Raw genomic sequence first — 15,163 nt, 5'->3', positions numbered from 1 at the left:
AGCAAGCATCCCCCAACAGAAAGCCAGCATGCGAGTACTAGCAGCCATGAGCGGCGGAGTTGACTCCGCTGTTGCCGCCGCCCGCGCGGTGGAGGCCGGGCACGACGTCGTCGGCGTCCACCTGGCCCTGTCGCGCATGCCCGGAACCCTGCGCACCGGCAGCCGCGGATGCTGCACCATCGAGGACTCCCGCGACGCGTGGCGTGCCTGCGACGTGCTCGGCATTCCCTACTACGTGTGGGATTTTTCCGAGCGCTTCAAGGAAGACGTCGTCCAGGACTTCATCGACGAATACGCGGCCGGCAGAACGCCCAACCCCTGCATGCGCTGCAACGAGCGCATCAAGTTCGCCGCCCTGCTGGAGAAGGCCATCGCCCTGGGCTTCGACGCCGTCTGCACCGGGCACTACGCAAAGGTCATCGAGGACGCCGACGGCAACCGGGAACTGCACCGCGCTGCCGACTGGGCCAAGGACCAGAGCTACGTCCTGGGCGTCCTCACACACGAACAGCTCAAGCACTCCATGTTCCCGCTGGCGGACACCCCCTCAAAGGCCGAGGTGCGGGCCGAAGCGGAGCGGCGCGGCCTGTCGGTGGCCAACAAGCCGGACAGCCACGACATCTGCTTCATCCCCGACGGCGACACCGCGGGCTGGCTTGCCGAAAAGATCGACATGACCAGCGGCGACATCGTGGATGAGACAGGAGCCAAGGTGGGGGAGCACCCGGGTGCCAACGCGTTCACTGTCGGCCAGCGGCGCGGACTCAAGCTGGGGACTCCTGCTGCTGACGGCAAGCCCCGCTTCGTGCTGGAAATCCGGCCCAAGGAAAACAAGGTAGTGGTGGGCCCCGCAGCGCTGCTGGCCATCGATGAGATCCGCGGCATCAAGGTGTCCTGGGCAGGCCTTCCCATCGCAGAAGTGGAAACCGGAGCCGAATTCGACTGCTACGCACAGGTGCGGGCCCATGGGGATCCGGTGCCGGCGACGGCGTGGATGGAGCCCGCCGCGGACGGCACTGCGGCAAGCCAGTTGGTGGTCCGGGTGGTGACACCGCTGCGGGGCGTGGCTCCCGGCCAGACCGTGGTCCTGTACCAGGGCACCAGGGTGCTGGGCCAGGCAACCATTGACGCTGCGCGCTCGCTCCAGCGGGCCGCCCTGTAACTTGTTCGATCCAAGGCACTGTTCCGGGTATCACCGGGGCAGTGCCTTGCCGTCCCCGGAACTTTATGCGGGCCGGCGCCAGCAGGCTCTGTCCGGCCAGTGGGCAACAGTACCAATGAGATAAATTTTGTGTTTCAAGTCACGGAATTGGCGGTCTTGAGGGCTGACTCTCTGATTGAATCAGGGGATCAGCACTGCCCGCCGGGGCAGGGGTACAACATTGCCCGTGTCTCCGGTGGGCGCGTACTCATCGGACAGAAAGTTCACAGATGATCAAGAGCACAACTGGCCTGCACCGCGCCATCGCGCTGGCAGGCATTTCCGCCCTGGCCCTGACAGCCTGCACCGGGCCATCGGGCGGCGGCGGTGGAACGTCGAGCGGCGGAAGCGCCGGTGGCGGTGCCATCACTTTTGGAACGACCGACAAGGTCGTCACCCTCGACCCCGCCGGCTCCTATGACGCCGGGTCCTTCCTGGTGATGAACCAGGTCTACCCCTTCCTGATGAACTCCAAGCCCGGCTCAGCTGAAGTCAGCCCGGACATCGCTGAGTCCGCGTCCTTTACCTCGCCGACGGAGTTCACGGTGAAGCTTAAGCCCAACCTGAAGTTCGCCAACGGGCACGCCCTGACCGCCTCGGATGTGAAATTCTCCTACGACCGCGTGGTGAAGATTGACGATCCCAACGGTCCCGCCTCCCTGCTGTCCAACCTCAAGTCGGTTGAAGCCAAGGATGACACCACGGTGGTGTTCACCCTCAAGGCCGGCAATGACCAGGTGTTCCCCAGCGTCCTGGGTACCAACACCGGGCCGATCGTGGACGAGGAAGTCTTCCCGGCCGACAAAGTGATGAGCGATGAAGACATCGTCGCCGGCAAGCCCTTCGCAGGCCCCTACACCATCGATTCCTACAAGAAGAACGAACTTGTCAGCCTCAAGAGCAACCCGGACTACAACGGACTGCTGGGCAAGCCCGCCAACGACAGCGCCGTCATCAAGTACTACGCGGACTCCAACAACCTGAAGCTGGACGTCCAGGGTGGCAACATCGACGTTGCCGGCCGCAGCCTGACCGCAACCGACGCCGCGGACCTGGACAAGGACTCCAAGGTTAAGGTCTACAAGGGCCCGGGTGGTGAGCTCCGCTACATCGTCTTCAACTTCGACACCATGCCCTTCGGCGCCAAGACGCCGGAAGCCAACCCAGCCAAGGCCCTGGCGGTCCGCCAGGCCATGGCTGACATCGTGGACCGCCAGGCCATCTCCGACCAGGTCTACAAGGGAACCTACGTTCCCGCGTACTCAGTGGTCGCTGACGGCCTGCCGGGTGCAACCCAGCCCATGAAGGAGATGTACGGCGACGGCAGCGGCAAGCCGAGCCTGGACAAGGCCAAGAAGACCCTGTCCGATGCCGGCATCACCGGTCCGGTCAACATCAAGCTGCAGTACAACCCGGACCACTACGGCAAGTCCTCCGGCGACGAGTACGCCATGGTGAAAGAGCAGCTGGAGAAGTCAGGCCTGTTCACCGTGGACCTGCAGTCCACCGAGTGGGTGACCTACTCCAAGGCACGCACCGCCGACGCCTACCCGGTGTACCAGCTGGGGTGGTTCCCGGACTACTCCGATGCTGACAACTACCTCACGCCGTTCTTCATCCCCGGCAACTTCCTGAAGAACCACTACGAGAACCCGACCGTCACGGACCTGGTGCAGAAGCAGCTCACCACCCCGGACAAGACCGAGCGCCAGAAGCTGATCGGCGATGTCCAGACGGCTGTGGCCAAGGACCTTTCCACCCTGCCGCTTCTCCAGGGCTCGCAGCTGCTGGTGGCGGGGAAAGATGTCAAGGGCGTCGAAAAGACCCTTGATCCTTCCTTCAAGACCCGCCTTGGCGTCCTGTCCAAGTAGGCACTCCACCCCCATCGGGCTCTGACAGGCCAGAGGCGGGACGCCGCAACGGTGTCCCGCCTTTTGCCGGTCATCAGCCAGCACCGAGGGGACTGCTGGCTCCCGGTCACCACGAATCCAGGTACCGATGACAACTTTGATTGACGCGCCACCCAGTGACGCGGACGCACTCCTTCCGCCCAAGAAAAAGCAGGCAGGCGGAGGGCTGGGCCAGTACATCCTGGTCCGCTTCCTTCTGATTTTCCCAACCATCCTCATTCTCGTCACGATGGTCTTCTTCCTCATGCGGATCACCGGGGACCCCATCACGGCCGCCATGGGCGGCCGGCTGCCCCCGGACCAGCTGCAGGAACGGATCCACGCCGCCGGCTATGACCGGCCGCTGATCGTGCAGTACTTCGAATACCTGGGCCAGCTGGTCACAGGAAACTTCGGCACAACGCTCTCGGACAACCGCCAGGTCACCGAGATGCTGACCACCTACGGCTCGGCCACACTGGAGTTGGCCATCAACGCCCTCATCGTCGCCCTGCTGGTGGGAATCCCGCTCGGCATGGTGGCCGCGCACCGGCGTGACCACCTCCCGGACGCCGTGCTCCGGATCCTGGCCATCCTCTTCTACGCCACCCCGGTTTTCTTCGCCGGCATGCTGCTCAAGCTGGTGTTCTCGGTGTGGCTGGGCTGGCTTCCCGTCGCCGGCCGAGCCGGCACCAGGACCGAGCTGTCCCTCACCGCACTGGAAGCTCCTACCGGCATCTACTGGCTGGACGCCCTGCGCAGCGGCAACATGGCCGCCTTCAGCGATGTGATGTCCCACGCCGTCCTTCCCGCGCTGGCTCTGGGATTCCTGACGGCCGGCGTCTTCCTGCGCCTGGTCCGGACCAACGTCATCGGCACGCTCGGAAAGGACTACGTTGAAGCCGGCCGCTCACGCGGCGTCAGCGAGTTCCGCCTGGTCACCAAGCATGCCTACAAACCGGCCCTGATTCCGATCATCACGGTCATGGGCCTGCAGATCGCTGTCCTCCTCGGGGGAGCGGTGCTGACCGAGACCACCTTCGAATGGAAAGGCCTTGGTTTCCAGCTGGCCAACTACCTCACGGCGCGCGACTTCGTGGCCGTCCAGGGCATTGTGGTGCTGCTGGCCGTCATCGTCGCCGTCACCAACTTCATCGTGGACATCATCGCCGCGCTGATCGACCCCCGCGTGAGGTACTAAGAATGTCTGCCAATGCAACCCTCGAACCCGTCGCCAATCCGCGGACTTCCATGTTCCGGCGGCTGCCGGTTGTTTCGCACTTCAACAAGAGCGTCGGCCTGCAGCGCTTCATGCTGGTGGTGGGCCTGGTCCTCACCGGCATCTTCCTGATCACCGCGCTGGCCGCACCACTGCTGGCGCCCTACGGCTTCGCGCAGCTGTCCGACGCTGACGGCAGCTTCCCCACCCAGCAGGCCCCAGGGGGCAAACACCTCCTGGGCACCACGGTAGGCGGCTACGACGTCCTCTCGCGGGTCATTTGGGGAACTCAGACGGCTCTCCTGGTCATCATCGTGGCCGTGGTCCTCTCCATTTTCGCCGGCGTCATCCTCGGTTTGGTGAGCGGTTACATCGGCGGGTGGCTGGACCGTGTCCTCGTGGTGGTGGCCGACGCGATCTATGCGTTCCCGTCACTGCTGGTTGCCATCGTGATGGCCATCGTCATTAGCGGTGGACAGTCCAGCCTGTTCGGCGGGATCCTGGCCGCTGCCATCTCCATCACGGTGGTGTTCATCCCGCAGTACTTCAGGGTGATCAGGGCAGAGACCATCCGCCTCAAGGCGGAACCCTTCGTCGAGTCCGCCAAAGTGGTGGGCGCGTCGAACATCCGCATCATGACCCGGCACATCTACCGCAACGCCACCCGCACCTTGCCGCTGATCTTCACCCTCAACGCGTCCGAAGCCATCCTGACGCTGGCCGGGCTGGGCTTCCTGGGCTTCGGCATCGAACCGAGCTCTGCAGCGGAATGGGGCTTTGACCTGAACAAGGCGCTCGCGGACACCACATCGGGCATCTGGTGGACGGGCCTTTTCCCAGGCCTGGCCATCGTCTGGACAGTCCTTGGGTTGACGCTGGTGGGCGAAAGCATCAACGACCTCAACGATCCGCGCCTCCGCGGCCGCAGACGCAGCGGCCGCAAGGGCATCGGCGCTACGCCGGCCGCTCCCGCTGCAACCGCTGCTTCCGGCGGATCCGGCCCCGAAACAGAATTGAGCAACCCGTGAGCGAAAACCTCGGTTCACTGTCTGACCAGCAGGACCAGGACCGTAAAACAGTCCTGGACATCGACCACCTGAAAGTCACGTTCGCCACGGACGGCGGTGACGTGCGCGCCGTCAAGGATGTCAGCCTGGAGGTCAGGGCCGGCGAGGTGCTGGCCATCGTTGGCGAGTCCGGCTCCGGTAAAACGGTGACCGCGAAAACCATCCTGGGCCTGCTTCCGGAAACTGCCGTGAGTTCGGGCGCGGTGCTGATCAACGGCGCCAACGTCATCAGCCTCAGCCCGGGGCGGCTGCGCCAGATCCGCGGCCGCGACGTGGCCATGGTGTTCCAGGAACCGTCCACCGCCCTGAACCCCGTGTTTACGGTGGGGTGGCAGATCGCCGAAGGCATCCGTGCCCATGCGGGAGCGAACGGCGGGGGACGGGTGTCCGCGAAGGAAGCCAAAGCCCGCGGCATCGAGGCCCTGCGCAAGGTGGGCATCCCCGATCCCGAACACCGTGTCAACTACTACCCGCACCAGTTCTCCGGCGGGCAGAAGCAGCGGGTGGTGATCGCCGCGGCGCTGGCGCTGAACCCCGGCCTCATTGTTGCCGACGAACCCACCACCGCCCTGGATGTCACCGTCCAGGCCGAAATCCTGGAACTCCTCCGGGACCTGCGGGACAAGTACGGCACCTCGATCGTATTGATCACGCACAACATGGGCGTGGTGGCGGACCTGGCGGACCGTGTGGTGGTGATGTACCAGGGCGACGTCGTGGAGGAAGCTCCTGCGAAGACGCTGTTCGCCGAACCAAGGCAGGAATACACCCGCAACCTCCTTGCCGCGGTGCCGCACCTGGGCCGCAACTCGGCGTCGGCGGGCCTGACCGAACGCCGCCACCAGGATGAGGAAGTGCTGGTGGCTGCCGACAACCTGGAGATCGAGTACCCGGGGCGGCTTGGGGCGCCCGCCTTCAAAGCCGTGGATGGTGTCAGTTTCACCCTGTCCAAGGGCGAGGTGTTTGGCCTCGTGGGGGAGTCAGGGTCCGGAAAGACCACCATCGGCCGCGCCATCGCCGGGCTCAACCGCACCACCGGCGGGAGCCTCAAGGTGCTGGGCTACGAGATGCTGAACCTTCGCGAGCGCACTTTCAAGCCGCTGCGCAAGGATATTGGCTTCGTGTTCCAGGACCCGGCCGCCTCCTTCAACCCGCAGCTGACCATTGGCGAGTGCATTGCAGAGCCGATGCTCATCCACACGAGGCCAAGCGATGCCCAGGCGCGCAAGCGCGTTGGTGAGCTGCTCGAATCAGTCCAGCTGCCGGCGTCGTACGCGGGGCGTTACCCGCACGAGCTGTCCGGCGGCCAGCGGCAGCGGGCATCACTGGCGCGTGCCCTGAGCCTGAACCCCCGGCTGCTGATAGCGGATGAGCCGACGTCGGCCCTGGACGTTTCGGTGCAGGCGAAGGTCCTGGAGCTGTTCAGGGACATTCAGGAGGAGTTTGGGTTCGGCTGCCTCTTCATCAGCCACGATCTTGCGGTGGTGGACATCCTGTCCTCCTGGGTTGGCGTGTTGTACAAGGGCAAGCTGGTGGAGCAGGGTATCGGCAGCCAGGTGATGGGCAACCCGCAGCATGACTACACGCGGCGGCTGATTGCATCCCTGCCCGTTCCTGACCCGGCCGAACAGGCGAAACGCCGGGAGGAGCACCGGGCGCTCCTGGGCATCTGACCTGCAGTGCGTCACGCAGTGAAGCGCCGGTGCCGGCAGGCTGCCGGCACCGGCGCTTCACACCCCGCGGTGATTCCGTCGGCTCCCATAGACTGGAGCCATGACGCAGCACAACCCCATTCCTCCTGGCTCCGATGATTTCGATCCCACCGCCAGTTCCCTGGCAGGCCACGTGGACGAATCGGTGATGGCTGAACTGCTGTCCATCCGTTCCAGCATTGACAACATTGATGCCACCTTGGTGTATCTCCTGGCTGAACGCTTCAAAGCCACTCAAAAGGTGGGTTTCCTCAAGGCTGCACACCGCCTGCCCGCCGGTGACCCAGGGCGGGAAGCTGCCCAGATCGCACGCCTGCGCCGCCTTGCCGAGGACGCGCACCTTGACCCGGCATTTGCCGAAAAATTCCTCAACTTCATCATCGGTGAGGTGATCCGCCACCACGAGGCCATCGCCGAGGACCACCAGGCCTCCTCCGGCCAACAGTCCCAGACCTCCGCACTGGCGTGAGCCGGGAACAGTACCAAGGTGGGTCCGCCCAGCTTCCCGCTGATGCGGCGGCCCCTTCACACAAAGCCACGGAGGTCACGGCAACGGCACTGAGTCCGTGGCCGGGCGACGACCCTCTCGAGGCAACCCGTATTATCCGGGGCGAGCTCGGCAGCCCACACCTGCCGTACCTGCCCGAGCTTCCGGACCGCGGTGTCGGTTCCGACGCCCTGGGCCGTACCGCCTCCCTCCTGGAGGAACTCGCGGTGGATGTCCAGCCCCATGGGTGGCGCCTCGTGGACCGGCCCGGCAGGGACATGCGGCGCGCCGCATCGGCGCTATCCACCGACCTGAACGTGCTCGCGGATGTGGCGGGGGCGGAAGACGTTTCCGCTGCCGAATTCAAGGTGCAGTTGGTGGGCCCGCTGAGCCTTGCCGCAGGCCTGTACCTGCACAACGGTGAGCGCGCGCTGCTGGACCACGGCGCCCGGCGGGATCTGGCCGCTTCCCTCGCAGCCGGAGTGGGCGGTTACCTCACGCGGGTGGCGGCAGCCGTTCCGGGTGCCCGCTTGGTGGTGCAGGTGGATGAGCCCGCCATCGCCTCCGTGCTGGCGGGAACCATTCCAACCGCCAGCGGCTACCGCACGCTCCGGGCGGTACCTGCGTCGGAAGCGCGCGAGTCCTGGCGCCTGGTGCTGGATGCCCTGCGCGCAGCCGGTGCCGCTGACGTGGTGGTGTCGTTTCCGGAGATCGAGGCGCCGATCGAGCTGGCCCTGGCCGCGGGTGCTGACGGCGTTGCGTTGCCGCTGAGGGCGTTGACCAACCGCCAGTGGGAGCAGGTGGCCGGAGCAGTGGAGGCCGGGAAACAGTTCTGGGCAGGCGCCCTGGAGGTTTCGGGCGGCCCGCTGCCCAAGGTTGCCGACTGCGTGGAGTCCGTGTGGCGTCCCTGGCGCCAGCTGGGCCTTCCGGCTTCGCTGCTGGCCGCCACCAGGGTGACGCCCTCGGCAGGACTGGCCGGTCTCACGCCCGCACAGGCCACAGCGGTCCTGGGCAGGCTGACCCAGGTGGCTGACGGCCTCAACCAGCAGGTACTGGGGTAGGCGCTAGACCCTGTTTTCCCAGCGGTCCGGTTGGGCATAGCGGGGAAGAAAGCTCTGCGCGGAGCTGCCCCCGCTGTAGGGCCGCAGCCGGTAGTCGAAGGCACCCGCGTACACCAGGACCAAGCCGATCTGTGGCTGGATAACTTTCACCTGGATGCGGTGCCGTCCGTTGCTGCCCTCCGCCGGGTCCCACCACTGTTCGGCATAGGCCTTGGCGTCCAGGGCTGCCGGAAGGGGTACCCGGAGCGGGCCCAGGAAGAGCCGGGAAGCTTCTGATACGCCGCGCAGCCTTCCTTCCAGGGTGACGCTGAGGTTCAAGTCAGTTACCAGGCGCCGGTACCGTCCCACGTAGTCCACCAGCTGGGTGGCACCGGCCCGGGTGGTGGCGCTTGTGGTGTCCTGGAAAAGCCGGGTGCGTTCCGCGAAGCGTATTTCGCGCCGGGCGGTGAGGCTGGAGCGGCCGAACGGATCCTGGTGCGCGTGGTTCTCGATCCGGAACGGGATGTTCTCACCGTACTCGGGAAAGAAGGCTTCTTCGCCCCCGGTGAGCCGGAGCAAGGGGCGCAGCCACCGCTGGCGGCAGCCTACGACGTCGAACGTACCTTCCCCCACGCCGTAGTGCCCGGATCCCGGCGCCAGCGAGAAATACTCCTGCAGCTCGGGCTGCAGCCGGGAGAACGCCGTACCCAGGGCCTGCCGGTAGATGGGGACGTTCATGTAGTGGACCTCCGTTTGCCGGTGACGTTGTGCCAAAAGGGGCTGATTGTCTTTCGGGTTCACAATCTACCGGCAGCCTTGAGCCGGATGTACATGTCCGCCAGCCGGGGCGGCAGTTCGTGGGGCTCGGCGTCCACCACCTCCACTCCATAGCGCCGCAGCTCCGCGGTCACCGCCGCACGCTGCAGGAGTGCCCGCTCAGCCGCTGCCGCGCGGAAGACTCCAGTGGCGTCGTTTCGTTCCCTGAGCATGGCACCCAGTTGGGGGTCGCGGACGGCCGCCACTACCACCACATGCTGGCTGGCCAGCCGCTCGGCCACCGGCAGCAGGCCCTCTTCCGGCGCTCCACCGTCCAGTGACGTCAGCAGCACCACGAGGGACCGGTGCGTGGATACGGCCCGGACCTGCGCAGGGACGGCGGGCCAGTCCATCTCGATCAGTTCGGCGTCAAGGGGCGCCATGGCCTGGACCATCCGGCCCAGGATGGTGCCCTGCCCGGCAGAGCCTGCCCGCGCCCGCGTCCTGCGGTCGAAGGCCACGAAGTCCACCCGGTCTCCGCCCCGTTCGGCCAGTACCCCCAGGAGGAGTGCCGCCTCGATCCCGGTGTCCAGACGCGTTTCGTCACCAATCCTGGCCGCGGACGTGCGGGACGTGTCGAGGACCATCACCACCCGCCGGTCCCGTTCCGGGCGCCACGTCCGGACCACCACTGCGGAGCGCCTGGCCGTGGCGCGCCAGTCGATGGAGCGGACGTCATCGCCGCGGACGTAGTCGCGCAGGGAGTCGAACTCGGTGCCGGCGCCGCGGATCTGGACGGCGGCCTTCCCGTCGAGTTCGCGCAGTTTCAGCAGTTTCGAGGGCAGGTGCCGCCTGGAATGGAAGGGCGGCAATACCCGCACTGAGCCGGGGCATTCGATGGTGCGCTGGCGGGCGGCCAGGCGCAGGGGCCCGAACGAGCGAAGCGTCACGTGCGGCGCTGCCAGGTCACCCCTTCGGACCGGCAGCAGCCGGACATCGTAGCGCCTGCCTTCCCCGGCCGGTACGTCGACGTCCTGGACCGGGTTCTGTGCCCCGGCGGACGGTTGCCAGCCATCCCGCAGCGATCCCCGGAGCGCGCGGCTGCCGCTGTTTCGGACCGTGAGGACGGCGTCCACCGACCTGTTAAGCGTCACGTTTTCCGGCTCCGCGCGCACCACGCTGACCCGGCGGAGGGAGGCCGCGAAGACCAGGTCCGCCACCAACAGGGCCGCAAGCACGGCGGCGGTGGCAAGCACGGTCAGCCACCCCGGGGACAGCAGCACCGGCACCAGGCCAAGCAGCACCAGCGCAACGAAGCGTCCCGAGACGGCCATCAGCGTGGGACGGGGACGGACGCCAGGATGCTGCCCAGGACATCGTCCACCCGGACGCCGTCCATCTGGGCTTCGGGCTGCAGGGCCACCCGGTGCCGCAGGCACGGCAGGGCCAGTGCCTTAACGTCGTCAGGGGTGACGAACGGGCGGCCGGAGAGCCATGCCCAGGACCGTGAGGTGTTGAGGAGTGCAGTGGCACCGCGGGGTGATACGCCCAGCTGGAATGAAGGGGCGGCCCGGGTTGCCCGCACCAGGTCGACGATGTACGCGATGATTTCCGGTTCCACGGCCACCCGCGTCACTGCCTCCCGCGCCCGTTCCAGGTCCTCCGCGCCGGCCACCGCCCGGACGCCGGCTGCTGCCAGGTCCCGGGGATCGAACCCGGCGGCATGGCGGCGGATGACTTCAATTTCGTCCCCGCGCTCAGGCAGCGGCATGGTGAGCTTGAGCAGGAACCTGTCCAGTTGCGCCTCCGGCAGGGCGTAGGTCCCCTCGTACTCCACCGGATTCTGCGTGGCCGCCACAAGGAAGGGCGCCGGCAGCCGCCGGGAGGCGCCGTCCACCGATACCTGCCGCTCTTCCATGGCTTCGAGGAGCGAAGCCTGGGTCTTTGGAGGGGTGCGGTTGATCTCATCAGCCAACAGCAGGTTGGTGAAAACAGGTCCCTCCCGGAAACTGAATTCGGAAGTGTGGGAGTCGTAAACCAGAGAACCGGTGACATCGCCTGGCATGAGGTCGGGGGTGAACTGCACGCGCTTGGTGTCCAGGCTCAAGGCGGAAGAGAGCGCCCGGACCAGCAGGGTCTTGGCAACTCCGGGTACACCCTCCAGCAGCACGTGCCCCTGCGACAGCAGGGCAATCAAGAGGCCGGTGACGGTGGCGTCCTGTCCCACCACTGCCTTTGCCACTTCCCGACGGACAGCAAGCAATGCCTGCCGCGCGCCGTCGTCGCCCATGTAGCTGCCGGAGTCCATGGCATTAAGGGTTCCCGGGCCACTGCTCTGTTCGCTCATCGGGTCATGACCTCTTTCTCGAGTTTGTTCAGCGACTGTGACCAGGCCACCAGCCGGGCTTCGGTTGCGGGGTGTTCGTTTATCAGCGCGCGGATGACGGTAGCGTCCATGCCGAGGAACCTGGCTGCCGCGGCTATGGTGTCCTCGGCAGTGGCGCCTGGGCCCAGGCGGAGCTTTCCGGAGAGCCGCACCAGCAGCCCGGCCCGCAGGTTGTCCCGGGCCTGCCCGATGGAGCGGGAATCCTGGTAGAGCCGGGCGCGCCCTTCCGCCGTCTCAACAGCCTTGACCACCACCGGCAGCGGCTCGAACACCAGCGGGCCGTGGCGGCGCCCCCGCCACAGGACTGCGGCCAGTGCCACCAGGACCAGCCAGGGGCCCAGGAAGCGGGCCCAGTCCGGTGCAAGGTCATCGAGTGTTTTCCCGGATCCGGTCACCGCTACGTCCTCCAGCGAGGGCAGGTACCAGACAAGGTCCGGCGACTTACCGAGCATCCGGACCGCGAGCGCGGCGTTGCCAAGTTCATCCAGCTCGTCGTTGCCCAGCACGGCCCTGTTGCCCAGCACGGCCAGGCGTCCGTCGTTGCTGACGGCGAGCATCCCGGCGGTCCCCGCTGCCCGGTAACAGGACGTCCCGCCGTCGTACACGAAGCCACCTTGGCCCGTGACTTGTCCTGCTGCCTCCGCGTCCGGGTGCGTGCATCCGGGCTCCAGGACCGGGAAGCCATCGGGAATCACACCGGCCTGGCGGATCCCGCTGTCAAGGGCCGTGAGGGTTTCCAGCCTGGGGGAAACCACCACCACTTTGTCAGCGGCCGACATCAGGGCAGCCAGTTGCGGCTCACCAAGGATGCCGTTCCTGTCGTACAGCAGGAGGGTAGGGGAGGAGCCGGAGCGCAGGTCCTCCAGCGCTGCGTCGAAGCGGGCGGGCGTGTGGACGGAGACTCCGTGCCGCCCCAGGATTTCGCCCAACGCCCTGGCCCCGTCCGGCCCGGCATTGTGGACGGAGAGGGGAATGGTGTCGCCCTTGGGAGCTAGTTGCGTGCCGATCACCAGTGCCAATGCAGCAGCCACCAAAACACCCGCTGCCGTTAGTCCACGGTGCTGCCGCAGCCACGCGAGGAACTTCCCGGCCCGCAAGGTGGACTGCTGGGGAGCGGCTTCCGAAGTGTCTGCCAGGCTGCCGTCCGGCCCGGGCCGCCTGGTATCAGTAGCGGACCCGCTCATGGCAGCCGTACCGCGCTGCCGGCTGGAACCGGTTTCATGGCGTCCAAGGCGGAGTCCAGACCCGTCATCTCCTGGTAGTCGGCCCTGCCTGCTGCCCTGTTCCCATACCGGATGCCATCAAAGACGGCCGCCGCCCGCAGCAATCGCCCCGATTCAGTACTGAAAGGTATGGACAGTGCCCGCGCCGCTTCATCCGCGGTACGGCCCGGCTGCGGGTCCAGTACAGTGCGGTCTTCAGCGCTGCGGACCACCGCCCGGAAACGGTCGACGACGGCGTCCCCCCACTTTCCGGCCGCGGCTGCGGTGTCTGCCCGGTTCCGGTAGTCCGCGGCTGACATGGAGGCCTCGCTTTCGAAGACGTCCCTGGCTTTCCGCGCGCGGGCGTTCAGCCGGGGGCGGGCGAGGATGATGGCGGCTGCGATGATGGCCGCAATGACGAGGGCGATGACCGGGCTGGGCACCGCTGCCGGGTCCCCGGAGGAGCCGCCCAGAGACTGCAGCCAGTCGAGGAAGTTCCGCCAGAGGGTGTCCAGCCAGGACGGGGCGGCGTCCCGGTATTCCGGTTTGGCCAGCTCCTCCACCGCCCAGCGCCGTGCTTCCGCCGAATCAGGGAGCACCGGAGGTTCAGCGGCCATACGGCCATGCCCCCGGCGACCCTGGTGCCGTCCCGTATCCGGGGTGCGGCGTGCTGCCGCCTGCCTGCGTTCCCCGGCCCGGGATGCCGTCAGGATCAGCGCCGGTCTCCAGCTGGCGCAGCAGGGCGATGTCCAGGCCGTCCTTGCGCATCCGCAGGTCCATGTAAAGCAGCGCCATAACGGACGTTTGGTATGCGTAGGCCACGGCGCCCACCAAGGCACCGATCACTGCCGTGACGAGGCCCATGACGACGCCCATTGTGGCGTCCTGTCCGCTGCCGCCGTGCGGCGAGACAACACCGGAAACGAACGCGGGCAGGATGCTTACCGGAATCAGTACCACCTGCGTGACCACGCCAACCAGGATGGCCACCACCAGGCTGATGCCCAGGATTCGCCACCAGTTGGCCCGCGTTAAATCCCAGGAGCGCCGGATGCCGGCAAGGGCCCCGACTTCCTCGATAACGACGGCGGCAGGCGCCACCATGACCTTCACCGCCACCCATGCAACGGCGACACCAAAAGCAAGCATGAGGGGGAGGACCAGCAGTACGGCCGCGCCCCGGACGCTGGAGAACAGGAAAACAATGATGGCGAAGAAGAGCGCCGTGGTGACCAGAACCGCCGCCACCAGCAAAGCCGCCAACCTGGCGAGCGCGCCGAAGCTTGGACGCGCCAGCGACAGCATGCTGCGGAAGCCGGTGGGCCGGTTCAGGATGGAACGCGCCACGGGCACCACCATGGCGCCCTGCACGATGGCGGAAATGAACACCGACAAGAGGGACATGACGGCAAATCCGGCCGTCAGCCCGAACCCCAGGGAAGTGAGCTCGGCGCTGCTGGCCGTTTCAGCCCAGCCCTCGACGGACCCCGCGGAGGTGGCAAGGAGCGCTGTGACCACCGCAGCGAGGATGGCGGACAGTGATTGCGCGAGCAAACCGGCTCCGAGCATTGCCTTGGCATTGCGCCTGATGGCCTGGAACGATCCGTCCAGGACTTCCCCGAACATCAGGGGCCGCAAGGGAATGATCCCCGGCTTGGGTGGGGCCACATACCGCGGCTGCCCGGCCGGTGAAGCTCCGTAAGGTGATGCTCCATAGGGAGAGGCTCCATAAGGCGCAGATGGATACGACGCAGATGGATACGGCGAGCCCGTGTACCGAGACCCGTTGTCCGGTGAGGCATTCTGGGGCTGACCGCCGTATGCCTGGCCGCCGTAGGCGTTGCCGCCGTATGCCTGCGCCCCGGAGGTGGACGCGCCGGGGTACGGCCCGCCCGCGTACGGGCTATTCCCGGACGGCTGCTGGCCGGCCGGTTGCCGCCATTGCTGCGGCTGCGTTTGCGACTGCTGCTGCCATGGCTGCCGGCGCTCCCAGGGTGATTGCTGCCCGGGCCCTGGTTGCTGGCCTTCGCGTGGCAGGTGTCCCGGTGCCGCCCACGGCTGGTCCCAGACACCCTCGCCTGGTCTGTGCGTCTCCTGTCCGGCCATCCCCGGTCCAGGCGTGCCTGCCGGCGCAGCCGGGCTGCCGTCCGGTGCGTCGCCCGGCTGATCCTGCCCGGGATCCCCGGCCCCTGACTCCTGTGGTG

At 66.8% G+C, this 15,163-nt stretch carries 13 protein-coding genes; 7 read left to right on the top strand and 6 right to left on the bottom strand.

From position 1 onward, the window contains the following. Positions 1 to 28 precede the first annotated feature (28 nt). From mnmA to ACIGJD_RS13040, 7 genes are all read left to right on the top strand, one after another. On the top strand, positions 29 to 1,162 hold the full coding sequence (gene mnmA, locus ACIGJD_RS13070) for a tRNA 2-thiouridine(34) synthase MnmA (protein WP_483686552.1): 1,134 nt from the start codon (positions 29 to 31) through the stop codon (positions 1,160 to 1,162). A gap of 269 nt (positions 1,163 to 1,431) precedes the next feature. Further along, positions 1,432 to 3,072 carry an ABC transporter substrate-binding protein gene (locus ACIGJD_RS13065; protein WP_142133274.1) on the top strand — a complete coding sequence of 547 codons (1,641 nt, stop codon included), beginning with the start codon at positions 1,432 to 1,434 and terminating at the stop codon, positions 3,070 to 3,072. A gap of 127 nt (positions 3,073 to 3,199) precedes the next feature. After that, positions 3,200 to 4,291 (top strand): ABC transporter permease, encoded by a 1,092-nt coding sequence (locus ACIGJD_RS13060; RefSeq protein WP_483686551.1) that lies wholly within the window; start codon positions 3,200 to 3,202, stop codon positions 4,289 to 4,291. A 2-nt stretch (positions 4,292 to 4,293) separates the two neighbouring features. Further along, the gene (locus ACIGJD_RS13055; protein WP_483686550.1) at positions 4,294 to 5,337 is read left to right on the top strand and encodes an ABC transporter permease; all 1,044 of its coding nucleotides are present in this window, start codon (positions 4,294 to 4,296) and stop codon (positions 5,335 to 5,337) included. Continuing rightward, positions 5,334 to 7,049: an ABC transporter ATP-binding protein gene (locus ACIGJD_RS13050; RefSeq protein ID WP_483686549.1), complete on the top strand. Its 1,716-nt coding sequence runs from the start codon at positions 5,334 to 5,336 to the stop codon at positions 7,047 to 7,049. Before ACIGJD_RS13055 ends, ACIGJD_RS13050 begins: the two co-directional genes overlap by 4 nt. 100 nt (positions 7,050 to 7,149) lie before the next feature. Continuing rightward, complete coding sequence (locus tag ACIGJD_RS13045; RefSeq protein WP_483686548.1) at positions 7,150 to 7,557, top strand: chorismate mutase; 408 nt, start codon at positions 7,150 to 7,152, stop codon at positions 7,555 to 7,557. Between the two features lie 89 nt (positions 7,558 to 7,646). Continuing rightward, complete coding sequence (locus tag ACIGJD_RS13040) at positions 7,647 to 8,636, top strand: uroporphyrinogen decarboxylase/cobalamine-independent methonine synthase family protein (RefSeq protein ID WP_483689495.1); 990 nt, start codon at positions 7,647 to 7,649, stop codon at positions 8,634 to 8,636. 3 nt (positions 8,637 to 8,639) lie between these two features. Here ACIGJD_RS13040 and ACIGJD_RS13035 read toward each other — a convergent pair whose 3' ends face one another. The 6 genes from ACIGJD_RS13035 to ACIGJD_RS13010 are packed head-to-tail and all read right to left on the bottom strand — an operon-like array spanning position 8,640 to position 14,627. Further along, on the bottom strand, positions 8,640 to 9,353 hold the full coding sequence (locus ACIGJD_RS13035) for a DUF4166 domain-containing protein (protein WP_483686547.1): 714 nt from the start codon (positions 9,351 to 9,353) through the stop codon (positions 8,640 to 8,642). Positions 9,354 to 9,412: 59 nt separating this feature from the next. Next, positions 9,413 to 10,705, bottom strand: coding sequence for a DUF58 domain-containing protein (locus tag ACIGJD_RS13030; protein ID WP_483686546.1), 1,293 nt, complete (start codon positions 10,703 to 10,705; stop codon positions 9,413 to 9,415). Then, positions 10,705 to 11,718, bottom strand: coding sequence for an AAA family ATPase (locus ACIGJD_RS13025; RefSeq protein WP_483686545.1), 1,014 nt, complete (start codon positions 11,716 to 11,718; stop codon positions 10,705 to 10,707). Before ACIGJD_RS13025 ends, ACIGJD_RS13030 begins: the two co-directional genes overlap by 1 nt. After that, positions 11,715 to 12,941 (bottom strand): DUF4350 domain-containing protein, encoded by a 1,227-nt coding sequence (locus ACIGJD_RS13020; protein ID WP_483686544.1) that lies wholly within the window; start codon positions 12,939 to 12,941, stop codon positions 11,715 to 11,717. The genes ACIGJD_RS13025 and ACIGJD_RS13020 overlap by 4 nt, the downstream gene beginning before the upstream one ends. After that, positions 12,938 to 13,576, bottom strand: coding sequence for a DUF4129 domain-containing protein (locus ACIGJD_RS13015; RefSeq protein WP_483686543.1), 639 nt, complete (start codon positions 13,574 to 13,576; stop codon positions 12,938 to 12,940). Before ACIGJD_RS13015 ends, ACIGJD_RS13020 begins: the two co-directional genes overlap by 4 nt. Next, entirely contained in the window at positions 13,566 to 14,627 is a 1,062-nt protein-coding gene (locus ACIGJD_RS13010) for a DUF7847 domain-containing protein (protein ID WP_483686542.1), read from the bottom strand. Before ACIGJD_RS13010 ends, ACIGJD_RS13015 begins: the two co-directional genes overlap by 11 nt. Positions 14,628 to 15,163: the final 536 nt, after the last annotated feature.

This window comes from Arthrobacter sp. E1SS-5, from assembly GCF_057073715.1.
Note: the sequence above shows the minus strand (reverse complement) of the source record. Positions and strands in the feature narration are given on the sequence as shown.

Bases quoted from the DNA above. Each gene is read 5' to 3' on its own strand.
- mnmA (WP_483686552.1), top strand. From the start codon at position 29: ATGCGAGTACTAGCAGCCATGAGCGGCGGAGTTGACTCCGCTGTTGCC.
- ACIGJD_RS13065 (WP_142133274.1), top strand. From the start codon at position 1,432: ATGATCAAGAGCACAACTGGCCTGCACCGCGCCATCGCGCTGGCAGGC.
- ACIGJD_RS13060 (WP_483686551.1), top strand. From the start codon at position 3,200: ATGACAACTTTGATTGACGCGCCACCCAGTGACGCGGACGCACTCCTT.
- ACIGJD_RS13055 (WP_483686550.1), top strand. From the start codon at position 4,294: ATGTCTGCCAATGCAACCCTCGAACCCGTCGCCAATCCGCGGACTTCC.
- ACIGJD_RS13045 (WP_483686548.1), top strand. From the start codon at position 7,150: ATGACGCAGCACAACCCCATTCCTCCTGGCTCCGATGATTTCGATCCC.
- ACIGJD_RS13035 (WP_483686547.1), bottom strand. From the start codon at position 9,353: ATGAACGTCCCCATCTACCGGCAGGCCCTGGGTACGGCGTTCTCCCGG.
- ACIGJD_RS13030 (WP_483686546.1), bottom strand. From the start codon at position 10,705: ATGGCCGTCTCGGGACGCTTCGTTGCGCTGGTGCTGCTTGGCCTGGTG.
- ACIGJD_RS13025 (WP_483686545.1), bottom strand. From the start codon at position 11,718: ATGAGCGAACAGAGCAGTGGCCCGGGAACCCTTAATGCCATGGACTCC.
- ACIGJD_RS13020 (WP_483686544.1), bottom strand. From the start codon at position 12,941: ATGAGCGGGTCCGCTACTGATACCAGGCGGCCCGGGCCGGACGGCAGC.
- ACIGJD_RS13015 (WP_483686543.1), bottom strand. From the start codon at position 13,576: ATGGCCGCTGAACCTCCGGTGCTCCCTGATTCGGCGGAAGCACGGCGC.